Source organism: Candidatus Paceibacterota bacterium (assembly GCA_030583765.1).
Taxonomy (GTDB): Bacteria; Patescibacteriota; Minisyncoccia; order 2-02-FULL-40-12; family GWA2-44-9.
Map to the genome: position 1 here is coordinate 458748 of CP129474.1, position 22094 is coordinate 480841.

A 22094-nucleotide genomic window follows, 5' to 3' on the forward strand; every position below is an offset into this window, starting at 1 on the left:
AACTCTATGCAACCGGAGGGATTGCTGAACGATATTGTCGGAGAGCTGTATGCGAACATTGCTTCGGCGAGTCTTCCCGCGGCAAATATTCCGGCGCTCACTTCAGAGATTGCATCGAGAGCAAGTGCTTTTGAACAGGCACGTTTTTTATTCGATACATTCTCTGTTGCGTTCTCTGTAGTGAAGGGCATTGGCATGATTCTTTCAGTTGCTCTCGGGGCGGTGCTTATCTGGATTGCGTATAAATGGATTCTATTAAACAGTGAGGCAGTTGCCACGCCGGAAGCGTCAACTCCAGACGCACTTCCCGAACCAGCAGAGGGAGGGCCTTTCCAGGCGCGGTGGGACGAGATTGTGCGTCACATGGAGTCACCTCAAGAAGCGCAGTGGAAGCTTGCTATTGTGGAGGCGGACACGCTTCTTGATCTTGCGCTTGCACGAGCTGGATTCCCAGGATCTTCAATTGGCGATCGTCTTATGCGTATCACTGATGGACAGCTTCCTGGTCTCGACGACATTTGGGGTGCGCACAAAATTCGTAACCGGATCGCGCACGATATTGGGTTTACGTTATCATATGCTCAGATGCGCTCTGCTTTGAATGCGTATGAACGTGTCCTGCAAGATTTAGGAGCTATCCGATCATGATGAAAAGAATCTTCCTTTTTGTGGGCGGTGGCGTTGTGGTCCTTGGCGTGATCGCGGGCTTTGTGTTGCTTTCTCTTTTTTCAGACCGCTTTTTACCAGGAACGCACATTGGCTCGCTGCCTGTCGGCGGCCTTACCATGGGAGAGGCGGAAGGCGTGGTGCGCGATCGAGTAGAAGCACTCCTTGCGGAAGGCGTGGTGCTGCGCATCGATAATGAGCGCGAAGAGCGCGTGATGCTCTCTACTGAATCGTTCGCCGTAGATCAGGCGGCAAGCATCGCGCGTGCATGGAGTGTCGGCCACCGCGGCCCATGGTATGAGCGCCTTTGGGATCGGGCACGTGCGCTTGCGTCTCCTCGAATCATTGCCCCTCTCGTGACGCAGGATGCGTGGGCGCTCGAGCAGGATATCGCCCTTGTTTCACAAGTAGTCGATCAGCCGGCAAAAGACGTGCGTCTCCATGTGCAGGGAACCAGGATTTCTATTCTTTTAGATACAGAGCCTGGGTTGCGCATGAATGCAGAGCAAGTGCTTTCTGATGTCAGTGCACGCTTGTACCTGCTTGATGCTACTCCAGTTGTTGCGCTACGTACGCCGCATGCGCCGATTGCTGACCCCGTAACCGCTGCTGAGGCCAAGAGCGCTGCTGAGCGCCTGATTCGGACTCCATTGACGCTGCGCATCCAAGATGCAGAAGATGTCCTTATTACTCGCACACAGCTCGCCTCTTGGTTAGTTACGAAGTATGAGGGCTCGCGCGTAGTTGCTGGTATCAACGATCGTATGGTGAGTTCGTTTGTGACCAACGTTGCTGGGCGCACCAATATTCCAGCTCAAAATGCGGCGCTGACAATTGCTGATGGCCGCGTGACGTCCTTCACGCCCCCTCGTTCAGGCCTTGCTGTTCAAGAGGAAGACCTCGTGCGTGCTATCCTTGCCGAACTCGACGCTCGCGCCACGGGGTCGTCAGCGCGTGCAGCTATTGATGTGCCACTCAAAGTAACAAGGCCACAAGAAAATGAGCTCGATCCTGCTTTCGGTATTACTGAGCGCATTGGAGGCGCTACAACTAGCTTTAAGGGGAGCCCATCAAATCGCGTGGGGAATATAAAGAATGGAACGAAGTTTTTGAGTGGCGTTATCGTGCGCCCTGGTGAAGAGTTCTCTACGATCAAAACGCTGGGCGTCATTGATAATACACAGGGCTACTTACCTGAGCTGGTGATTCGAGGCGATCAAACAATCCCAGAATTTGGCGGAGGGCTATGCCAAGTTTCGACAACACTCTTTCGCGCAGTGATGGATGCGGGTCTGCCGGTGACGGCGCGTCGCAACCACTCTTACCGTGTTTCATACTATGAAAATGATGGTGACGGAAAATATATCGGGCCCGGCCTTGACGCAACGATCTACGAACCGTATCCCGATTTTCGATTTAAAAATGATACTGCACACCCCATATTGCTTTATGGCTTTGTGAAAGGGGATCGAGTGACGTTTGAATTGTATGGAACCGCAGACGGCCGGTCGAGTAAGATTGTCGGCCCCACAACGCTCACCGAAGTCCCTGCAGGGGAGCCTATTTATACAGATACTGACACATTGCCAAAAGGCGTTGTGAAGCAAACTGAAACACCGCACCCTGGCGGCACTGCAGTTGCCAGCTATTTCATTACCTATGCAGATGGAACGGAAAAAAAGCAAGAGTTTACGTCCGTCTATCGTCCGTGGCCGGCCCGCTTTCTCGTCGGCACAGGGGAGCCGGCTACTCCTGCAGCGCAGTAGAGATATGCACATGAGTGCTCCACGGCATGGGGGTGCATGCTATACTTTTTCTATACGTAGTGCGCACGCCATGTCCGCACCGCGCTCCGAGGGAGCGCATGTGCGTCCGCATTCGTTGCTTCCATCTAACTAAGCATGCAATCGAATATGAAATATCTTTGGTATGGTATCGGAGCCCTTGTGGTGCTCTTCGTCGTGTTTAATGTTACGTCAAATAGTCCGGTAACAGCGCCCGATGCAAATAATCCTGGTCAGGCGATGAACGCAACGCCAGTGCCGTCATCGGCGCCGGCACAAGCAACGCCAAAAGTTGCTGCAAAGCCGAAGAGCACAACGCCTTCGTCTTCGAGCAATATTTCGTATGAAGAGGCGCTTCGTTTGTACAGCAAATCGCGCATTCAATTTGGAGTGACGTGCCAGGCGAGCCCAAATTCAATTACGGTTTTGAATGGTACGAATGTGATGTTTGATAACCGTTCAGGAGATGCGCGCTGGATTGCCCTCAATGGCCAAGCATACTATTTGGAGGGGTATGGCTTTAAGATCCTCCCGATGAAGAGCCAGACGTTGCCGCAGACAGTCGTGCTTGATTGTGGTGCAGCAAAGAATGTTGGTAAAATCCTCATCCAGCAATAACCATCTGCGAGCACAGAAACCAAAACGGGGCACGTGCCCCGTTTTAGCTTCTGTTGACAAAATATTAATAGCGTATATGATGTGGCGTGCTTGAGTAACAATTGCCTGGCGGCCACCTCGTCGTAGAGAGGCGTTTGGGTTCAAGTCCCATTAGTTGGGGATTGCGGAGAGTATACGCGGTGCGCAGTATAGGCGGGAGGCATTGAAGCAAACTTTTCGGAGCTTGCTGAGCCGACAGTGAGATACCGCCCTAAGCGTGGAAACCCAATATCCTACTCAAGCACACCCTCATGCCCCGCACATCGCGGGGCTCTTTTTTAACTGGTCTCGTAGAGCTGGATTCACCCGCATACGTCTCTTGACGTATTATTATAATGCGAGTATAATCGCTTTATTAACAATTAAATATTAATTCAAACGCATTGACGAAGAAAGAGTAGGATTGAGCTAGAGAAAAGCGAGCCCAGGACAGTGTGAGCTGGGTCTCAAATTCTTTCCGAACACATCTTCCGAGCGGCTAGTGAGAAAGCCATACAGCAAAAACTAGACGGGGGTCACTCCTCGTGAACGCAAAATCGAGTGCTTAGATTTACCGAAAGGGCGTCTAAGAATAAAGGATGGGACCGCGGGCAGTCGTTAAGACTCTCGTTCCTTTTGTTTGCTATTCAATTTTTGGATAGTGCAAAAGGAATGGGAGTTTTTGCGTTTTTAAGGCGAAAGGAGGCCTATGCGCAAGCAACACCATCGAGCGCTGGGCGGCATGGGACCGCACTAGGCTCGGGGAGGAGATAATCTCTCCTCCCGCCGTTCTGGTTCTGGTAGCTCAATAGAAGAGCGGTGCCCTGTGAAGGCATTGGTTGCGGGTGCAAGTCCCGTCCAGAACCCATGAGTTATAAAAAGAAGAAACAACAAAAGAGCATTGTTAACCAACTCAGCTATCGCGTTGGGTTGGTTAAAGCTGCGCTTTTGAAGTTCTGGTCACAGTTTAACAGAAAGGAGAAATGTGTGCGCTTACCACAAACGCAACGCGTAATGGAAACGCTCCGGATTCTCAATCGGGGCGTTCGCAAAAACAACAAGCGGGTCGATGGTTGGGTGGATGAATATGTAAATTCATGCGCTCTCAATGGACAGCCAGTCGAGGTATTACTTCAATGGTGCACCGCCCTAGGATTGGAGCGGCGGAAGGCTCAGCAGGGAGGCAGATTCATTCCACTTCCCGCAGAGCGTGAGCTTATTGAGAAAGAAATGCCACGTATCCTTAATCTCTTTACTCAAAACAGCATCGAGGTGACGTGGTTCGTCACGTTCAACCGTTCCTATGTGCAAGAACGACGTTTGCCGGCAGAACCCTTCCGAGAATATATGGACATGATCCGAGAGCTCGCTCAAGACATTCCTGAGCTATCTCGTGTTGTCTTTCTTGACTGGGAGGCTGATGTCCTTGGAGGGGAGCCGAAGCCAAGTCCTGCAGTGCTCACTAACTTCGATGCCTTCATCTCGAAACAGGCGCTTTTAGTGGAGCTTCAAAACTTCACTCGCATGCTTGCGGCATATCCTGGGAAGCAGGCAACTCCAGAAGAGCTTAAAGAAGAAGCAAAGCTTCGTATTGCTTGCGAAGCTGAAGAAGCTCGCTTCTTGACGGGCGGTGACTCACCGTTCCGAAAAGGGGAGTTCATCCTTATCCCACTGGAGGTGCCAGAGCGGTACGCTTTCTTCCGAACGCTGGTTCCAGACTTCGATAAGAGGATTGTCTCGGTCGTGAAGCAGTATCCTTGGCGAGTGTCGTAGCAGTGCAAAGGGCTCCGCAGTTACGGAGCCCTTTTTTCTTGTACCCGCCGCCTACTGGCGCGGGGCACTGCGTCGCCTTCGCTCGCATTACGCTTGTACCCCTTCGGGGCACTGCGCAAACGGCCATTTGTTTTTTCTATTGAGCGTTTGCTTGTTGCGGGGGCTGGATTCGAACCAGCGACCTCCAGGTTATGAGCCTGGCGAGATACCACTTCTCCACCCCGCGATATAAGTGCCCTGTGAATATACCAGCAAAAAGAGGGGAGGGCAAGTCGGCTCCGTTGAAAAAACAAAGGAAATCGTGTACGATGCTGATACTTTTGCCGGCGTAGCTCAGTGGTTAGAGCGAAGCATTCATAACGCTTAGGTCGGAGGTTCGATCCCTCCCGCCGGCACCACACTATGAACCTTATCCATTCCACCCACACGTTTCCTTCAGGTTTGCGCGTTGTCACTATCCCCATGCCTGCCACGCAGACGGCAACCGTGCTCGTGCTTGTGGGTACGGGTTCTAAATACGAGGCAAAGGAAATCGGAGGAATTTCGCATTTCTTGGAACACATGATGTTCAAGGGAACAGAGCGTCGCCCTGGTCCGCTTGATATCGCGCGCGAGCTTGATGGCATTGGTGCGGATTACAACGCATTTACGAGCAAGGAAGTCACGGGTTATTACGCAAAAGCAAGCGTCGCGAAGCTCGATGTGATTACTGATGTTGTTTTCGATATTTTTCAGAACGCGCTTCTTGATGAGACGGCGATTGAGCGTGAAAAAGGTCCGGTGATTGAAGAGATCAACATGGATAAAGACAATCCTATGCGCCATGTGGCTGATGTGTTTGAAGACGCAATGTATGGGGATCAGCCGGCAGGGTGGGACATTGCGGGGACGAAAGAATCAGTTGCTGCACTCACGCGCGATCAGGTCGCTGATTATTTTCATTCACACTATGTTGCAGCAAACACGGTGATCGCAGTGGCGGGGAATGTGAGTCACGAAGACGTTGTTGCTCGTGTCACAAAAGCATTCGTGCATGTCCGAGAAAGCGCAGCGCCCACGAAACTTACAACGCGCCATGCAGACGCTGGCCCAGTTGTGCGCGCCATAAATCGCGACACAGATCAGACACATTTTATTCTTGGCCTGCGCGGCATCGATTTAAAAGACGAACGTCGCTATGCTATGGGTCTTGCGAGCACTATTCTTGGTGGTGGTATGAGCTCGCGTCTCTTTACCGAAATTCGGGAGAAGCGAGGGCTCGCATACTATGTTGGCTCACGACATACTACGTATACGGATAGCGGATATCTCATGATGCGCGCTGGCGTGAATGCTGAAAAGGTGCAGGAAGCGGCGACGGTCATGCTTGAGCAATGTGCCGACATAGCAATGCGTGGCGTTTCTGAGGAAGAGCTCAAGCGCGCAAAAGATAATATGGAAGGCTCACTTGTGCTGGGTCTTGAGCACTCGGACACGGTTGCCGATACATACGCTATGTCGTGGCTCCTTGACGGTTCTATTTTGACGCCCGAGCAAGAACTCGATAAACTAAAGGCTGTAACTGGCGAAGAAGTTCGTGCTGCAATGCGTGAAATTCTTGCTCCTGAACGCGCTGCACTCGCACTCATTGGCCCACAGAGTAACGAAGGGTCATTACAAGAGCTCATCATTCAGTATGCCAAACGATAATACTCTTACTCTTGAAATCTCTGCCGCGAGCATTATGCGCGCTCTGGCACTGACTGCCGGGGCGCTTTTGCTCTATGCGCTTAAGGAGATCTTCGCCATTGTGCTCTTTGCGATTATTATCGCTTCGGGCATTTCTCCGTTTGCGTCTTCGATGGAGAGGCGGGGCATTCCGCGTATCTTTGCCGTACTTCTCTTATACGTAATTGTCTTTGGGCTCCTGCTCTTCTTAGCATCCCTCGTGATCCCTTTCTTGTCTCAAGATCTTGCACAACTCACGTCAGCGTTCCCGCGCATTCTTGAGGGCGTTACATCTTCTCTCGATACAGTACAAAATGGTTCTCCGCGGTATTTTGACTTCGTGAGCGAGCTACAAAATATTCTCGCCATCTTTAGTAGCTATTTACAGCAATTTTCGCAATCGAGCATCAGTTTTGTGATCAGCATCTTCGGTGGTCTCTTTGCGTTTGTCGCTACCATTGTGATCTCATTTTACTTCTCTATCATGAAGGATGGTATTGACGCGTTCATTCGTTCAGTAACTCCCACAAAATACGAGAACTATCTCATTGACCTATGGCACCGTGCGGAGGTGAAAGTCGGACGTTGGCTCCAGGGGCAAATGCTCCTTGCGCTTATTGTTGGCTTGCTGGTGTATGTGGGCCTCGAGCTCTTCAATGTAAAGTTTGCGCTCTTGTTGGGCATCCTCGCTATGGCGCTAGAGATTGTTCCATTTGCAGGTCCCATCCTTGCGGCGATTCCCGCTATCGGCCTCGCGTTTCTTCAGGATCCGATGCTTGGTGTGTGGGTATTCGTTTTCTATGGCTTGGTGCAGCAGATTGAAAGTCACGTGTTGGCTCCTCTCGTGTTAGGAAAAACAACCGGCATGAATCCGGTCGTGGTTATTCTAGCATTATTGATCGGTGCGAAACTCTATGGAATTGCAGGGGCGCTCCTTGGCGTGCCCGTAGCGACGGTTGTGGTTGAGGTGATTGATGACCTTGCGCGCCGTAAGGAGCTCCGCCGACAGCAGTCGGCATAACATGGGAACTCTTTTTATCGTTGCAACGCCGATAGGGAATCTTGACGATATTACCTTGCGTGCAATCAATACGCTCGCAAGTGCAGACGTTATCTTTGCGGAAGATACGCGCACTACCCGGGTGCTGTGTGAGAGGCATGCCATTAAGACGCCACTCGTTGCTTTCCATCAGCACAGCAGCGCACATGCTTTTCGGAAGGTTGCTGATGCGCTCCGTGGAGGTCAGCGCGTCGCGCTTGTTTCTGACGCAGGGACTCCAGGGATTAACGATCCGGGCGGCATGCTCATTGCGTTTATCCGTGAGGCGGTTCCTGACGCGCACATCGTTCCCATTCCGGGTGCCAATGCAGCCGTTGCTGCGCTTTCGGTGAGCGGGTTTCCTGCAGATCGTTTCGTATACCTTGGTTTCCCACCACACAAAAAGGGCCGTCAGACCTTCTTCCGCTCTCTTGCAGAGATGCATGATACATTGGTACTCTACGAGTCGAAGCATCGAATCTTAAAGACGCTTGAAGCGTTGCGCGATGTTTCACGCATAGGAGAGCGGCAACTGCTAGTGGCCCGTGAACTCACGAAACAGTTTGAGACTATTGTGCGAGGCACTATCGAAGAGGTGATTCGCGAGTTCTCTCGAGGTGATCCACGCGGAGAGTTTGTGGTCGTTGTTGCTCCAGAGAAGCGAAGTGTGCGGAAGAATAAAGAGTCAGAAGAAGACCCAACCGAAGAAGATGCAGAATAATCGCTTTTACATTACGACAGCTATACCATATGTGAATGCCCAACCCCACATTGGTTTTGCGTTGGAACTCGTGCAAGCTGACGCACTTGCGCGATATCATCGCATGCTTGGCGAAGACGTGCGCTTGGTAAATGGCAGTGATGAGAATGCGCTCAAAAATGTACAAGCGGCGGAAAAGGCCGGTGTCTCAGTGCAGGCATTTGTAGATGAGCATGCCCAGCGGTTCCAGGGCCTCTCAGATGTGCGGGTGCTTAATATTTCAAATGATGATTTTATCCGTACCACGGAAGAGCGTCACGTGCGCGGTGCTCAAAAGCTTTGGGCGGCATGCAAAAAGGAAGACATTTATAAGAAGACATACGATGGGTTGTATTGCGTCGGGTGCGAAGAATTTAAGACCCCCAAAGAACTTATTGACGGGCTGTGTCCTGAGCACAGAGTAGCGCCAGAACGCGTTGCTGAAGAAAATTATTTTTTCAGACTTTCTCACTACCAAAATGCACTGCTCGAGCTTATCGAGTCGGGCGCGCTTACTATTACGCCAAGTACCCGCAAGAACGAGGTGCTCTCATTCATTCGTGAAGGGCTCGAAGACTTTAGTATTTCTCGGAGTGTCGCCCGCGCAAAAGGGTGGGGCATCGATGTGCCAGGAGATTCAAGTCAAAAAATGTACGTCTGGTTTGATGCGCTTACCAACTATATTACCGCACTCGGATATGCGGATAATGCCGAGTTGTTCCAGCGCTACTGGCTAGAGAATGACCAGCGGGTGCACTTGGTAGGCAAGGGGATCACGCGCTTTCACGCTATTTACTGGCCCGCCATGCTTCTCTCTGCTGGCCTTCCCGTGCCCTCAACTATTTTAGTGCACGGATATGTGACTGTTGACGGAGAAAAGATTTCTAAATCACTGGGCAACGGTATTGATCCCTATGCTGCTGTAGAGCAGTATCGCACTGATGTCGTGCGCTACTTTTTATTGCGCGAGATACCTTCCGGCGAGGACGGTGATTTTTCTTTCGAAAAACTAAAGGCACGCTATGCAGGCGATCTTGCAAACGGGTTGGGAAATCTTGTACAACGCACCGCGGTTTTGGCTCAGACTAAAATCGGAGATTCATTTATGTGGGACCTTGCGGGGGAGCGACGCTCTGAGCACTGGCATTTTGTACATGCTGACGAAAATTATCACGCCGCATTTCAAGAGTTCCGCTTACATGATGCTGTCGCCGACGTATGGAAAAAGATCGCTACAGTGAACCAATACATTAATGAAGAAAAGCCGTGGGCTCTTGAAGCCGGAGAGCGTCAACGCGACATTCTTTTGCACATGATTGGTATGGTTGCGCACATTGCGTGGCTCCTTCAGCCATTGATGCCAGAGACTGCGCAAAACATCTTTGCATTGTTCGGTATTGAGTCAACGAAGGAGCTTATTCCTGGTACGGAGTTGCGCATAGAAAAAGGCGAGGGGTTGTTCCCTCGCCTCCAGCGGGCGATGCTTAATCGCCCTCGGTGTCGCTGAGCTGTTTGTCCGCGACCCCGCTTTTGTGGACGTAGTAGCCGAGCGGCCAGATCACGAGCGTGAGCCACATGGCTCCCGTCACGGTGACGCGTTCCCACTTGTTCTTCCAGTTTGCCCGCGAAAAACCACAGAGCAGGGCAAGGTCTTCGCGCCCCCACGTCTCGTATCGGTGCAGGAACCAGAAGCCGAGAGCGAAGTAGCAGGCTAGGCCGATGGCTACCGAGCCGAACAGCATGCCGACGACGATCGGCGTGAGCGGCAAGAACCACCACCACGCATCGGCGATGCTTTGACAGGTTGCTTTGAACACTAGCGCCTCCTTGGTGCGGTATGGTACGCTTTTCCTTACATTATGCAATACCTGTTCGATACCCACGCACATCCGCAGATGAAGAACTTTGATCGCGATCGCGACGAGGTACTTGCACGCGCAAAAGAAGATGGAGTGCGCATGGTGTGCGTTGGCGTTGATTTGGATTCTTCACAGGCTGCAATTGAGCTTGCGGCGGCACATGATCATGTTTGGGCTTCGGTGGGTCTTCATCCTAACGACAACCTTGCTGAGGTGTATGATCAACGTGTCTATGCTGAACTTCTGGCTTCGCCACGCGTTGTTGCTGTTGGAGAGGTTGGGCTCGATTATTATCGCACGCCGGACGCCGCACAACAGCGAGTACAGTATGAGCGGTTAGTGCAACAGTTATCGCTTGCCCGTGATTCGGGTAAATCGCTGATTATTCACTGCAGAGATGGAGCACATAAAAATGCGCACGCTGATATGCGCGCACTTCTCGCGTCTTCCGAGTTTGTAGGGAAGGTGAGGGGGGTGGTTCATAGTTTTACGGGCACGTATGCAGACGCAAAGGCGTACATTAATCTCGGCTTCATGATTGGCCTCAACGGCATTATTACCTTTGCGCGACAGTATGACGATACGGCTATGGAAATTCCTCTTGAGTATATCGTGCTTGAAACCGACTCGCCCTACTTAACGCCTGAACCACATCGCGGTGAACGCAATGAGCCGGCATTTGTGCGGTTTGTTGCAGAGCAGCTCGCGCGCTTGCGCCGCACCTCTTTTGAGCGTGTTGCAGAACAGACAACGCGGAATGCAGAAAAGCTGTTCACTATTCCTTCCGTTTTGGTATAGTGCGCATACACCTATGACCTCATATCAGCCGAACGATATTGAAAAAAAGTGGCAGAAAGTGTGGGCGGAAACGGAGGCGTATACAACGCCAGACCATATCGAGGGCCGTGCGAACAAGATGGTGCTTGTAGAGTTCCCATATCCTTCCGGCAATTTACACATTGGCCACTGGTATGCATTTGCGCTTCCCGATATGTACGCGCGCTACTGGAGGATGAAGGGCTTTAATGTGTTGTACCCTATGGGATTTGATGCGTTTGGCTTGCCTGCAGAGAACGCTGCACTGCAGCGCGACATTCACCCAGGAGAGTGGACGAAACAAAACATTGCGTACATGACAAATCAACTCCATAGCATGGGGGCGATGTTTGATTTCTCGCGCACTGTTTCAACCATAGATCCGGAATACTACCGCTGGACGCAATGGATGTTCCTACGCATGTATGAAAAAGGTCTCGCATACCGCGCAAAGACGACCGTAAACTGGTGTCCAAAGGATCAAACGGTACTCGCGAATGAGCAGGTTGTCGATGGCCACTGTGAGCGATGCGGTACCGCGGTGCAGCAACGCTCTCTAGAGCAGTGGATGATGAAAACGACTGCGTATGCTGATAGGCTCATCTCTGGGCTTGATGGCCTTGATTGGCCAAACACGGCGCGCACTGCTCAAGAGCATTGGATCGGTAAATCAGAGGGCGCGATCATCACATTCCCGCTGTCGGGAATTTCTGGCCAAGAAGACGGAAAGCATTCTGTTGACGTATTTACTACGCGACCCGACACTTTATTCGGTGTAACCTTTCTAGTAGTTTCACCAGAGCTTGCGCAGAAATGGATTGATGTCGGATGGCAGGCGAGTGATGCAGTGCGCGCATATATTACTGAGAGTCGCTCTAAGCGAGAGCTCGAACGTCTTGAGGGCGCAAAGGAGAAGACGGGTGTCGCTCTGGGTATCTTCGCAACACATCCACTCTCTGGAGAAAGTATTCCAGTGTGGGTTGCAGACTATGTGCTCGGTAATTATGGCACGGGAGCTATCATGGCGGTGCCCGCACACGATGAGCGGGATCGTGCATTCGCCCTTGCTTTTGACCTTCCGATCAGCGACGCTCCACTACGTGATGCGCAGGAAGTAATAGACCAGCTTATTGCGAAGAGTGCCGGACATGTCAAAACAACTTTCAAGCTTCGCGATTGGGTGCTCTCTCGCCAGCGCTATTGGGGCGTACCCATTCCAATCATTCACTGCGCGACATGTGGTTACGTTCCTGTTCCCGATGATCAGCTACCTGTAGAGCTGCCACCCCTTCGTGATTTTAAGCCTGCAGACGATGGGCGTAGTCCGCTCGCAAAAGCGACTGAGTGGCTTTCGGTCCCGTGCCCGAAGTGCGGTGCGAATGCGCAGCGTGAAACAGACACTATGGATACGTTTGTAGACTCTTCGTGGTACTACCTTCGTTATACGGATCCGCACAATGCTAAGGAGTTTGCGAGTAAAGAGAAAATGGCACAGTGGCTTCCGGTGCCCATATACCTTGGCGGGTCTGATCACAATACGATGCATCTTTTGTACTCTCGCTTCTTTGCTAAGGTGCTCTATGACCTCGGCTATATTGCGTTTGAGGAGCCGTTCTTGAAGCGTGTAAATCGCGGATGGGTGCTTGGTCCTGATGGGCAGAAAATGTCAAAGTCTCGCGGCAACGTTATCGATCCCGATAAAGAAGTAGCGCAATATGGCGCTGACACGGTGCGTATGTATCTTGCCTTTATGGCGCCCTACGAGCAGGGCGGTCCGTGGGATCCACGTGGTATTGTTGGAGTGCATAGGCTGCTTTCGCGTATCTGGACGTTGTTTTCTCAAGAGCCAGCAGGCGAAGCATCTCCTGACGTAGAGCGCGCATTGCATGAGGCAACGCGGAATGTGAGTAGAGATGTTGAGCTCCTTTCTCTAAATACCTGTGTAAGTGAGTTCATGAAATTTATGAACGTAGTTGATGGCGCGAAGACAACGCTTACCGTTGCACAACGAGAACACTTTGCTCGACTTCTCGCACCGTTCGCGCCGCACCTTGCTGAAGAAGTATGGCATGGTGCGTGTGGGCATAGCGAATCAGTACACCAAGAATCGTGGCCAGCGTTTGATGCGTCGCTGCTGGATTCGCAGCTGATTACCATCCCTGTTCAAATAAATGGCAAGGTGCGTGCGACTATCGAAGTTGCTCCAGACGCTTCAGAAGAAGCATTGAAGGCGCTGGCGCTAGCGGCAGATGGTGTGGTGCGTGCGCTTGGCGGTGCGCAAGTACAGAAGGTCATTGTTATACCGAAGCGCATGGTAAGTATTGTGGCACGTTGACGCCAGCGGGCGAATCTCTATACTGGTGGGCGATAGCATGATGGTACGTGTTTGCGCGTGGGCATGACATGACCGGCGCACGCATATTGCCATTCTTTTCTCTCTATGGCGCAGGAAGCCGACCGTGATTTTGTAGCATATGTTGTGCAATCGATCGTGAGTAAGCCTGAAGAGGTGCGGGTTACTCGTACCGTTGATGAATTGGGGGTTTTGATTTCAGTCAAAGTGCACCGTGATGACATGGGCCTCCTTATCGGTCGCAGCGGCGCAACAGCGAAGGCAATCCGAACGCTTGCGCGGATTGTTGGTATGCGTCATGAAGCTCGTGTAAATTTGCGCATTGAAGAGCCAGATGGCGGGAAGATGGCCGGAGCCTCAAAAGACGTTGATGCGGTAGTGAGTGAGCTGGGCATGTAGGCATAGGGGATACAAACAGCGGCATCTTGCAAGATGCCGTTTTTTATTGCATAATAAGACGTTCACTCCATGGGAGTGATGGGAGGCAGCACATGAGCATGAAGATGACTCGTGAGGAGCAAGAAATGCTCCGTCAGATGTTCGCGGAAGTTGCGACTGTCTTTCTCGAATGCGATGGGATTCGGGAAGGGGAGCCGGCCTCCGTATTCATTCCGGACGCCTCGTGCGTGAAGGTTTTCGTCCTCGAGGTGCTTCGCCAAGAGCTTGCTGAGGCGGGGCTCGAGGTGGAGGTCAAGGAGTGGCCATACGATGCGAGCCCAACGTTCCTCGAGATCTCCAAGGCGCCCATGCTGGAGAACTAGCATGAATAAGCGCCGGCCACGCTGTAGACGGCGCCGAGAGGGCGGGGCAGAAAGCCTCGACGATCTGCTCCTGAGGAGCGTGGTGGCGGAGCTTCAAGCGGCTCTACAGCCGCCCCTCACTCTTGCCGACGCCGTGCGCCAGATGGTGTGGGAGGGCCGCCGGCGACCAAGAAAGACGCCACGGCCACGACCCCATTACGGCGCTCGCCGTAGTAGATAATTCCTTCGCGCCGTCTATCCCATGGGTGGGCGGCGCACTTCTTTATACGATATGCGTATTGATATTATTACTATTTTCCCAGACCTTTTCTCAGGATTCCTTAGTGAATCCCTTTTAGCGAAGGCGCAAAAGCCTCGACGCGTGAAAGGGTCGGGGTCCCGATCGCAAGCATCGGGAAAGCCATTGTTAACTATACAGACTCACTATCTGCGTGACTGGACGCACGACCGACACCAAACTGTTGACGGCAAGCCCTATGGTGGTGGCCCCGGTCTTGTGATGAAAGTAGAGCCGATCTATGCGGCTGTTCAAGAACTATTGAAAAAGAAAATTACGAAGGTCGCGAAGCCAAAACGGAAGGTTATTCTCTTTAGCCCACGAGGAGAACAGTTCTCACAAAAGTATGCTCAAAAGTGGGCGAAGGTTGATCAGCTTATTCTCATTTGTGGACGCTACGAAGGCATCGATGAGCGTATCGCTGACCACGTCGCGGACGCGGTTGTCTCTATTGGCCCCTATGTTTTGAACGGTGGGGAAGTCCCTGCGATGACGGTTATTGAGGCCGTGGCGCGTCTCCTTCCAGGCTTCATGCATGACCCCGAGAGCCAGACAAAAGAAGATCACGCACAGTACACAAAGCCTGAGATTTTTGAGCCCAAAAAGGGTACGCGTTGGCGCGTGCCAAAAGTGCTGCTTTCCGGCAATCACGCTAAGGTCGCGGAGTGGCGAAAAAGGGGCAAAAAGAGCTCTTGACGGGCGCAATGCCACTAGGGTATACTGCTCGGGCCCCTGAACTATCTATTCAGGTGTTGCACTTTCCCAATTCATACTCGCACACCAGTCTATTAAATTTGAAGAGAGTTTGATCCTGGCTCAGGATGAACGCTGGCGGCGTGGATAAGGCATGCAAGTCGAACGGGCCATGTTTGCGATTACATCAAGATCATGGCTAGTGGCGAACGAGTTAGTATCACCTTGGTACGTACCCCCGAGTCGAGCATAACGGGTCGAAAGATCCGCTAATTCTCGATGGCCTCGCAAGAGTAAAGTCGCAAGACGCTTGGGGAGCGGCCTAGGTCCTATCAGCTAGTTGGCGGGGTAACGGCCCACCAAGGCTATGACGGGTAGGAGGCGTGAGAGCGCGACCTTCAACGACGGAACTGAGACACGGTCCGTACACCTACGGGTGGCAGCAGTCGAGAATATTCGACAATGGGCGAAAGCCTGATCGAGCGACGCCGCGTGCAGGAAGAAGTCCCTCGGGATGTAAACTGCTTTTGCGTGGGAAGAATTTTGACGGTACCACGAGAATAAGGGGTTGCTAACTCTGTGCCAGCAGCAGCGGTAATACAGAGACCCCGAGCGTTATCCGGAATTACTGGGCGTAAAGCGCGAGCAGCTGGTTATATTAGTCTGATGTTAAAGCCTCCGGCTCAACTGGAGAATCGCATCGGAAACGGTATAGCTTGAGCAGATGAGAGGTACGCGGAACGTGCAGTGTAGGGGTGAAATCCACTGATATTGCACGGAACACCAAAAGCGAAGGCAGCGTACTGGCGTCTTGCTGACAGTCAATCGCGAAAGCGTGGGGATCAAAAAGGATTAGATACCCTTGTAGTCCACGCCCTAAACTATGCACACTAGCTATTGGGAGCATCGACCCTTCCAGTGGCGAAGCTAACGCGTTAAGTGTGTCGCCTGGGAAGTACGATCGCAAGATTAAAACTCAAAGGAATAGGCGGGAACTCGCACAAGCGGTGGATCATGTGGTTCAATTCGACACAGAGCGAAAAACCTCACCAAGGCTTGACATCTAGCTGCATGCTCTGGAAACAGAGAGGCCTTCGAGGGTGCTAGACAGGTGCTGCACGGCTGTCGTCAGCTCGTCTCGTGAGAGGTATCCTTAAGTGGATTAACGAGCGCAACCCCTATCGTGTGTTACAAGTGTCACACGAGACTGCTTCGGTAACGGAGAGGAAGGTGGGGATGACGTCAAGTCAGCGTGGCCCTTTGATGCCTTGGGCTACACGCATGATACAATGGACGTTACAATGGGTCGCCAAGTCGCAAGACGGAGCTAATCCCATCAAAGGCGTCCCCAGTTCGGATAGGAGGCTGCAACTTGCCTCCTTGAAGCCGGAATCGCTAGTAATCGCGGATCAGCACGCCGCGGTGAATACGTTCTCGAGTTTTGCACTCACTGCCCGTCAACTCAAGGGAGTCGGTAATACCTGAAGACCCATACTTTCATGTGGGGCCATGGTAGGATCGATAACAGGGAGTAAGTCGTAACAAGGCAAGGGTAGCGGAAGCTGCTCTTGGATCACCTCCTTTCTATTCAAGCAATTCACTTCGGTGGGTTCGGGATAGAAAACCAAAGGTGTCGATAGAGGGTATGCACAGTTTGTTTGTCGATAGACAGATTCTGTGCATGGTCTCTGCCGGGTCCGACGGCGAAATCGGAGATCAATGACTGTCTGATCTGAATGTCAGTCATGACTGGTGGGCGAGTATGAATGGGGAAGGGAACTGAACACCCCGCGCACATGCGCGGGGTGTTCTTGTTTCTTGCCCATGGTACAATGCAGGGGATGGCAGACTTCTCAGCTATAGCAGAGCGCATCCCGTGGGGGCTGTTGATAAGTGCGGGAGTGTTTACAGTGTTTTGGATTGGCGTGTTTGCACTCCTATACCACCTCATTCGCTTTGGCATTGGTGTTGCACCCAAAATTGCGTCACTGACGCTTTTTATTGGTGCGCTTTTGTTGTTTATGATTGCAATTGCAGCGCTACAGAATGTGCATCTTGCTATTGCCGCCGACGCGCTCACTCCCCGCTTCCCTCTTCCTGATATTCTTACACCATGAAGACACTCGACGCACTCACCCATTCTGAAAATTCTTTTGAGGGCCAGAAGTCATATGAAGTGACGAAGATTGTATTGCGTCGGCATCCGTTTGTTCTGCTCGTTCGTTTTGTGGGGATGGCGTTCCTCGCGCTTGCGCCGCCGTTTCTGTGGGCGCTCTTGGGCGATCTTCTTACCACGCTGGGACTGCGATCGGTTGCCATCGCCGCCGGTGCACTCTATGCGCTCGTTTGGTGGTACGGGTTATTCTACCGCATCACCATGTACTTGCTTGATGTATGGATCGTAACAGACCACCGCGTTATTGATAGCCAGCAATTCGGGCTCTTCCGTCGTACGCATGCCGAACTAAACCTCGGAAAGATCCAAGATATCTCCGTATCGGTAAAAGGTGGCATGCCAACCCTCTTAGATTACGGCGATGTAGAAATTCAGACAGCGGCGGCAGACAAGAAATTCCTTTTTGAACAAGTGCCTCATCCACATCACGTGAAAGACCTCATCATGAAAGCGCATACGCGGTATGTTGCGGATCACCCGCACGGCAAAGAGACGCATATGGAAGTGTAAGTGCTAGCCACTGCGCGAGCATATTGACGCCGCTGTCGTATGGGCGTACCATCCCGCCAGTCCTTTTAAGGAGCAATAGACATGGCGAAGGCATGGTTGGTCCAGTTTACGTTCGAAGAAGAAAGCTTCGACCAGTGCAAGGGTCGACGTACGCACATCGAAATGATGACCGGGCTGGAGATCGAACTTCTCGACGGTTCCCGCGTGATCTTAGCAGGTCGCGCTCAGGATGTGGGCCAGCCCGGATACATGTTCCTGATGCGCGGGGATGAGATCGAAGCTCTCGAAGATCCTAACCTTCGCCCAAAGGTGGAGCGTATCCTCGCTGGGAAGTGCGAAGTACTGTGGAAGTGTCGCGATTTCTCAGACGATGCAGCTATCTGTTTGGCCGCTCGCATGAGGGACAGGCGACGCTTTCTTGACTCCAAGCTTACTGCGCTTCGAGTCTTGGACGAGGAGCGGGAGGAATATCTTCGCGGCGACGTACCGTTCTAGCGCTCTGTGCAAAAGGGCACCCCACCGAGGTGCCCTTTTTCTTTAGGGATCTTGACGCCCTCGCACCAGAGGCGTACCATCCCGCCAGTCCTTTTAAGGAGCAATAGACATGGCGAAGACGAGGTTGGTTCGGTTCGAGTACGAAGCTAGTAGCTACGACCCGTGCAAGGGCACCACCAGGTACATGCAGAAGGTGCTTGCCCTTGAGATCGATCTCCCCAATAACCATCGTTTGGTTTTCGCGGGGTATGATCAGGATCTTAGCAGTCTCGGCTACCTGTTCTTGATGTGTGAAGAAGGTCTTGCTGCAGTTGAATGTCCCGCACTAAGAATTGATATCCATCGCATGCTCGCTGGAACGCGCACGGTTCTTCAGGAGGGTCCCGAGTTTTCTGATGATGCTGCACAGCGCATCGTCGCTCGCATGGAGGGCGAGATGGCGTTCCACAATGCAAAGGAGGGCGGAATCTTCGCCCTTCAAAGTGAGCGCGAGCGATATTCGGAGCGCTTGCGTTCCGAGCGCACCAAGGACAGCCTGCGCCTCTAGCCGGTCTCGCAAAAAGGGCACCCCACCGAGGTGCCCTTTTTCTTTTCTAACACTACCAGCTACTTGATTTGATACGTGATCTGAACGTTTACGGAGATTTCATTCTCTCCGCCCGGGATTGCTGGACCACCACCACCCATGCCGTAGGCACGTTCCGACATAGCATCTTTATACATCGGCACTGGCATTCCAGCACCGCTTTCAGAGAAGTTCACGATGCGACCGAGTTTTACGCCAAGCTGGCGTTCCAGTGCGCGAGCTTTCTCTTTTGCATCCGCGATTGCTTCATCACGCGCGTCAGCGAGAAGCTCTTCAGAATCATCTACGGTCAGTTGGAAGTTGTTGATCTGGTTTGCGCCAGCAGAAACAACGCCATCAAGAATGGTATCAACCGCATCAAGGTTGCGGACGCGGACCTGAATCATTTGGTTGACCTGGTATCCAGTGATGCGAGCCTTCTCATACTGGGGATATGTGTACTGCGGGTAGATGTTATATCCCGTTGTCTTAATGTCTTTGTCTTCGATGCCTTCCTTTTTCAGGAACTCAACGAGACGCTTCGAGCGATTCGAGTTCTCATTCTGTGCCGCCTTTGACGTCTCTGCTTCCGTAAGAATAGAGAGATCAAGGAGTGCGATGTCTGGTTTGGCGACTACCTTGCCTTGGCCAGAGAACGAAATAGTGTTTGTGGTTGCTGCGGTGTTGGCTGCCTGATTGGTGCTTACCAAAAGGAACAGCGTGAGCGCCACAAGAACTGCCGAACCGAGCCAGAACAAGATGTTCTTTTGCTTTGGATCCATAGTGTGTGCGCACAACGCGGGTCTGGCGTCAGGAGCTCTGCCGCTCGTCCCTAGCGTTCAGTGCACGGGCAGTATACCATAGTTCCATGGACTTGGTGAGGCGCTATGCTGTGCAGCTCAAAATACACTGGAGGCTCGTCTTTTCGCTCGCTCTGGCCGCGCTTTTGTGCTGGGTGCATATTGTCATTATTCTTGATACGTTTGTTATCGATGACTCGGGCGCAATGCGCACCACGTATTCGGGATACGGTGATATCCCGCTCCATTTGACGCAAGTTTCTCGCTTCGCCTTTGGACAATGGGGAGATCTTGAAGAGCCTATTTTTGCGGGAACACGCATTGCGTATCCTTTCGGAATTAATGCTGTGAGCGGTCTTTTGTTGCGCGTAACGGGGGCGTGGCACTTTTCTTTTCTCATGCCGATCGTGATCTGCGTGCTTTTGGCGCATGCGCTTTTGTTTGCTGTAGGGCGCATGGTGACTGGTAGTGTGTTGTGGGCACCGGCCCTAACCATACTGGTGCTTCTTGGTGGTGGGTGGGGCGGATGGTCGGTAGCGCGGGACGCTATCCAAAACGAATTTTCGTGGAGCGAATTTAAACAGCATCTTATCGAAAACAACATCTCGACGGTTAACCGCTGGGATGCGCAGTGGCCAGAACAAAATATCGCCTTTGGGGCGCCGCTGGGCTTAGTATTGGTGCACCAGCGGACATTCTTTCCCGGGCTCGTAGGTGTTTTATTGATGTGTGTCTTGCTGTGGGAGGGCGCTGCGCGTCATTCGCGTGCTCTTATGTATGCGGGGGGTATTGTTCTCGGCATACTTCCCATGTTTCATACACACTCATTTGTCGCTGGTGGTTTGGCGCTTGTCTCGGTGACACTTTGGGGGATGTTTCGTGGCATGTGGTGGTGGCGAGCATTTCTAAAAGTAGGGGTGCTTGCACTCGTGCTTGCTATACCACAGTTGTGGTTTCTCATGAGCGGAAAGCCACTTGGGAGCGATGGGGCATTTTCAGCAATGCGCCTCGGATGGATGGTCGAGCCTACTATTGGTAGTTTTAAGCCAGAGCCGGGGCACGCGCCTAGTGTGTTTTCAATGGCATATCTCCATTTTTTATGGACGAACTTGGGCGTTCCGTTTCTCGCGCTTATCTCTCTGTCCGTGGCCTATCTACTACGCAGTGTTCGCGCGCGTTTTCCGTATGCGGGCATTTTGGTTGTAACTGCCTGGGTTTTCTTTGTCGTTGCGCAGACAATTCGTTTCCAGCCTTGGGATTATGACAACAATAAAATTCTTGTATATATGCAACTTGCAATCATGTGCGGAATTTTATACGTGGGTGCGCGCATGAAGTTGCGCGCACTTGCAGGCATTGGGGCTGTGCTTTTCGTAGGGGCTTCTGTGTTTTCTGGGGTCATTGATGTCATTCCGCGCCTGAGTATGCCCGCAGAGCGTCTCCCCGTTATCTTTGATGCTCATGCACAAAACATTGCCACCTTCATTCGAGAGGCGTTGCCACGTGAGCCCATTATTGCATCGACGACTCATACAAACCCGATACCCGCACTCACGGGCAAGTCTGTATTTGTTGGATACCCTGGCTGGCTGTGGACGCGTAGCCTTCCGTATGGTTACCGTGAATCGTTGGTGCGAAACTTTTTCTATGATCCGGTTAGAGGCGCACCGCAGCTCGATGCACAATACCCAGCGAGATATGTGCTTGTGGATGATGCGGCGCGTAATGATTTTGGTGCGCGCGATGACGTATTCCAAAAGGCATTTCGACTCATTGTGCAAAGCGGGCAGTATTCGCTCTATGAGCGCGTGAGACCATGATAACTCCCACCACAGAGCGGGAACTAATACTATGCGCCTCTGGTTACGAGCGTGTTATTGGTGTTGATGAGGTGGGGAGAGGTTGTCTCGCGGGGCCCGTCGTAGTGTGCGCTTTTTCGTGCTCCGCAGAATCTCTCGCCTCTCCATTGGCGGGGGTCCGTGATTCTAAGCTGCTCTCGCCTCGTCAACGCACCCGCATTGCCGAAGAACTTCGAAAGCTTCCCGGAGTATCCATTGCTATTGTAGAGGAAAGCTCGGCTACAATTGATCGCGTGAATATTCTTCGCGCAACTGACATGGCGATGCGCGGTGCAGTGGTATCGGTACTCACGTCCCACAAGAGCATGGTGCTTCTTGATGGTAGCCATACCGTTCCAGATCTGCCGTGTGCTCAGGAGGCAATTGTCGGAGGGGATAGGAACGTCTATGCGATTGCGTGTGCTTCTATTCTTGCGAAAGTATTTCGTGATGAGCTTATGGAGCGCATGGCGAAAAAATGGCCTGAGTATGGATTTGAAGCTCACAAAGGATACGGTACTTCAGCACATCTCGCTGCTTTAAAAAAGCATGGCCCTTGTCATATACACAGACGTACGTTCGCGGGAGTGAGAGAGCTGGTATAGTG

The 22094-nt window shown here is 52.2% G+C and carries 21 protein-coding genes, 3 tRNA genes and 1 rRNA gene; 22 read left to right on the forward strand and 3 right to left on the reverse strand.

Annotated features, from left to right (window positions below; all coding sequences use genetic code 11):
* Positions 1-6: 6 nt before the first annotated feature.
* From QY311_02465 to QY311_02485, 5 genes are all read left to right on the forward strand, one after another.
* Positions 7-648 (forward strand): hypothetical protein, encoded by a 642-nt coding sequence (locus tag QY311_02465; GenBank protein WKZ26977.1) that lies wholly within the window; start codon positions 7-9, stop codon positions 646-648.
* Positions 645-2432, forward strand: a complete 1788-nt coding sequence (locus tag QY311_02470; GenBank protein ID WKZ26978.1) for a VanW family protein — start codon at positions 645-647, stop codon at positions 2430-2432. Before QY311_02465 ends, QY311_02470 begins: the two co-directional genes overlap by 4 nt.
* A 135-nt stretch (positions 2433-2567) precedes the next feature.
* Positions 2568-3068 carry a hypothetical protein gene (locus QY311_02475; protein ID WKZ26979.1) on the forward strand — a complete coding sequence of 167 codons (501 nt, stop codon included), beginning with the start codon at positions 2568-2570 and terminating at the stop codon, positions 3066-3068.
* Between the two features lie 812 nt (positions 3069-3880).
* Positions 3881-3952, forward strand: a tRNA-His gene (locus tag QY311_02480).
* 1 nt (position 3953) lies between these two features.
* Positions 3954-4859, forward strand: a complete 906-nt coding sequence (locus QY311_02485) for a hypothetical protein (GenBank protein WKZ26980.1) — start codon at positions 3954-3956, stop codon at positions 4857-4859.
* Between the two features lie 154 nt (positions 4860-5013).
* Here the strand turns inward: QY311_02485 and QY311_02490 are convergent.
* Positions 5014-5085 (reverse strand) — tRNA-Met (locus tag QY311_02490).
* Between the two features lie 96 nt (positions 5086-5181).
* Between QY311_02490 and QY311_02495 the strand changes: the two genes are divergently transcribed.
* The 5 genes from QY311_02495 to QY311_02515 all read left to right on the forward strand — a co-directional run bounded on the left by QY311_02495 (position 5182) and on the right by QY311_02515 (position 9851).
* Positions 5182-5257, forward strand: a tRNA-Met gene (locus QY311_02495).
* Positions 5258-5261: 4 nt separating this feature from the next.
* On the forward strand, positions 5262-6548 hold the full coding sequence (locus tag QY311_02500; protein WKZ26981.1) for a pitrilysin family protein: 1287 nt from the start codon (positions 5262-5264) through the stop codon (positions 6546-6548).
* Entirely contained in the window at positions 6535-7587 is a 1053-nt protein-coding gene (locus QY311_02505; protein WKZ26982.1) for an AI-2E family transporter, read from the forward strand. Before QY311_02500 ends, QY311_02505 begins: the two co-directional genes overlap by 14 nt.
* 1 nt (position 7588) lies before the next feature.
* Positions 7589-8326 carry a 16S rRNA (cytidine(1402)-2'-O)-methyltransferase gene (gene rsmI, locus QY311_02510; protein WKZ26983.1) on the forward strand — a complete coding sequence of 246 codons (738 nt, stop codon included), beginning with the start codon at positions 7589-7591 and terminating at the stop codon, positions 8324-8326.
* Positions 8316-9851 carry a class I tRNA ligase family protein gene (locus QY311_02515; GenBank protein ID WKZ26984.1) on the forward strand — a complete coding sequence of 512 codons (1536 nt, stop codon included), beginning with the start codon at positions 8316-8318 and terminating at the stop codon, positions 9849-9851. Before rsmI ends, QY311_02515 begins: the two co-directional genes overlap by 11 nt.
* Here the strand turns inward: QY311_02515 and QY311_02520 are convergent.
* Positions 9829-10161 carry a hypothetical protein gene (locus tag QY311_02520; protein ID WKZ26985.1) on the reverse strand — a complete coding sequence of 111 codons (333 nt, stop codon included), beginning with the start codon at positions 10159-10161 and terminating at the stop codon, positions 9829-9831. The two genes, QY311_02515 and QY311_02520, sit on opposite strands and share 23 nt — an antisense overlap.
* 42 nt (positions 10162-10203) lie before the next feature.
* Here QY311_02520 and QY311_02525 point away from each other — a divergent pair, with 42 nt between their 5' ends.
* The 10 genes from QY311_02525 to QY311_02570 all read left to right on the forward strand — a co-directional run bounded on the left by QY311_02525 (position 10204) and on the right by QY311_02570 (position 18831).
* The gene (locus QY311_02525) at positions 10204-11001 is read left to right on the forward strand and encodes a TatD family hydrolase (GenBank protein WKZ26986.1); all 798 of its coding nucleotides are present in this window, start codon (positions 10204-10206) and stop codon (positions 10999-11001) included.
* A gap of 13 nt (positions 11002-11014) precedes the next feature.
* Positions 11015-13354 (forward strand): leucine--tRNA ligase, encoded by a 2340-nt coding sequence (locus QY311_02530; protein WKZ26987.1) that lies wholly within the window; start codon positions 11015-11017, stop codon positions 13352-13354.
* A 105-nt stretch (positions 13355-13459) separates the two neighbouring features.
* Positions 13460-13771 carry a KH domain-containing protein gene (locus QY311_02535; GenBank protein WKZ26988.1) on the forward strand — a complete coding sequence of 104 codons (312 nt, stop codon included), beginning with the start codon at positions 13460-13462 and terminating at the stop codon, positions 13769-13771.
* A gap of 92 nt (positions 13772-13863) precedes the next feature.
* On the forward strand, positions 13864-14133 hold the full coding sequence (locus QY311_02540; GenBank protein WKZ26989.1) for a hypothetical protein: 270 nt from the start codon (positions 13864-13866) through the stop codon (positions 14131-14133).
* Positions 14134-14404: 271 nt separating this feature from the next.
* A complete protein-coding gene (gene trmD, locus QY311_02545) occupies positions 14405-15106 on the forward strand; it encodes a tRNA (guanosine(37)-N1)-methyltransferase TrmD (GenBank protein WKZ26990.1) in 702 nt (233 codons plus the stop codon).
* Between the two features lie 97 nt (positions 15107-15203).
* Positions 15204-16687, forward strand: a 16S ribosomal RNA gene (locus QY311_02550).
* Between the two features lie 257 nt (positions 16688-16944).
* Positions 16945-17220: a hypothetical protein gene (locus QY311_02555; protein ID WKZ26991.1), complete on the forward strand. Its 276-nt coding sequence runs from the start codon at positions 16945-16947 to the stop codon at positions 17218-17220.
* Positions 17217-17789: a PH domain-containing protein gene (locus tag QY311_02560; GenBank protein WKZ26992.1), complete on the forward strand. Its 573-nt coding sequence runs from the start codon at positions 17217-17219 to the stop codon at positions 17787-17789. The genes QY311_02555 and QY311_02560 overlap by 4 nt, the downstream gene beginning before the upstream one ends.
* A gap of 162 nt (positions 17790-17951) precedes the next feature.
* The gene (locus QY311_02565; GenBank protein WKZ26993.1) at positions 17952-18284 is read left to right on the forward strand and encodes a hypothetical protein; all 333 of its coding nucleotides are present in this window, start codon (positions 17952-17954) and stop codon (positions 18282-18284) included.
* 184 nt (positions 18285-18468) lie between these two features.
* On the forward strand, positions 18469-18831 hold the full coding sequence (locus QY311_02570; protein ID WKZ26994.1) for a hypothetical protein: 363 nt from the start codon (positions 18469-18471) through the stop codon (positions 18829-18831).
* 59 nt (positions 18832-18890) lie between these two features.
* Here the strand turns inward: QY311_02570 and QY311_02575 are convergent, their stop codons facing one another.
* Complete coding sequence (locus QY311_02575; GenBank protein ID WKZ26995.1) at positions 18891-19631, reverse strand: SIMPL domain-containing protein; 741 nt, start codon at positions 19629-19631, stop codon at positions 18891-18893.
* Positions 19632-19717: 86 nt separating this feature from the next.
* Between QY311_02575 and QY311_02580 the strand changes: the two genes are divergently transcribed.
* On the forward strand, positions 19718-21469 hold the full coding sequence (locus QY311_02580) for a hypothetical protein (GenBank protein ID WKZ26996.1): 1752 nt from the start codon (positions 19718-19720) through the stop codon (positions 21467-21469).
* The gene (locus QY311_02585) at positions 21466-22092 is read left to right on the forward strand and encodes a ribonuclease HII (GenBank protein ID WKZ26997.1); all 627 of its coding nucleotides are present in this window, start codon (positions 21466-21468) and stop codon (positions 22090-22092) included. The genes QY311_02580 and QY311_02585 overlap by 4 nt, the downstream gene beginning before the upstream one ends.
* Positions 22093-22094 lie beyond the last annotated feature (2 nt).

Coding starts and splice junctions, on each gene's coding strand:
- QY311_02465 (WKZ26977.1), top strand. CDS start 7: ATGCAACCGGAGGGATTGCTGAACGATATTGTCGGAGAGCTGTATGCG.
- QY311_02470 (WKZ26978.1), top strand. CDS start 645: ATGATGAAAAGAATCTTCCTTTTTGTGGGCGGTGGCGTTGTGGTCCTT.
- QY311_02475 (WKZ26979.1), top strand. CDS start 2,568: ATGCAATCGAATATGAAATATCTTTGGTATGGTATCGGAGCCCTTGTG.
- QY311_02485 (WKZ26980.1), top strand. CDS start 3,954: ATGAGTTATAAAAAGAAGAAACAACAAAAGAGCATTGTTAACCAACTC.
- QY311_02500 (WKZ26981.1), top strand. CDS start 5,262: ATGAACCTTATCCATTCCACCCACACGTTTCCTTCAGGTTTGCGCGTT.
- QY311_02505 (WKZ26982.1), top strand. CDS start 6,535: ATGCCAAACGATAATACTCTTACTCTTGAAATCTCTGCCGCGAGCATT.
- rsmI (WKZ26983.1), top strand. CDS start 7,589: ATGGGAACTCTTTTTATCGTTGCAACGCCGATAGGGAATCTTGACGAT.
- QY311_02515 (WKZ26984.1), top strand. CDS start 8,316: ATGCAGAATAATCGCTTTTACATTACGACAGCTATACCATATGTGAAT.
- QY311_02525 (WKZ26986.1), top strand. CDS start 10,204: ATGCAATACCTGTTCGATACCCACGCACATCCGCAGATGAAGAACTTT.
- QY311_02530 (WKZ26987.1), top strand. CDS start 11,015: ATGACCTCATATCAGCCGAACGATATTGAAAAAAAGTGGCAGAAAGTG.
- QY311_02535 (WKZ26988.1), top strand. CDS start 13,460: ATGGCGCAGGAAGCCGACCGTGATTTTGTAGCATATGTTGTGCAATCG.
- QY311_02540 (WKZ26989.1), top strand. CDS start 13,864: ATGAGCATGAAGATGACTCGTGAGGAGCAAGAAATGCTCCGTCAGATG.
- trmD (WKZ26990.1), top strand. CDS start 14,405: ATGCGTATTGATATTATTACTATTTTCCCAGACCTTTTCTCAGGATTC.
- QY311_02555 (WKZ26991.1), top strand. CDS start 16,945: ATGGCAGACTTCTCAGCTATAGCAGAGCGCATCCCGTGGGGGCTGTTG.
- QY311_02560 (WKZ26992.1), top strand. CDS start 17,217: ATGAAGACACTCGACGCACTCACCCATTCTGAAAATTCTTTTGAGGGC.
- QY311_02565 (WKZ26993.1), top strand. CDS start 17,952: ATGATGACCGGGCTGGAGATCGAACTTCTCGACGGTTCCCGCGTGATC.
- QY311_02570 (WKZ26994.1), top strand. CDS start 18,469: ATGCAGAAGGTGCTTGCCCTTGAGATCGATCTCCCCAATAACCATCGT.
- QY311_02575 (WKZ26995.1), bottom strand. CDS start 19,631: ATGGATCCAAAGCAAAAGAACATCTTGTTCTGGCTCGGTTCGGCAGTT.
- QY311_02580 (WKZ26996.1), top strand. CDS start 19,718: ATGGACTTGGTGAGGCGCTATGCTGTGCAGCTCAAAATACACTGGAGG.
- QY311_02585 (WKZ26997.1), top strand. CDS start 21,466: ATGATAACTCCCACCACAGAGCGGGAACTAATACTATGCGCCTCTGGT.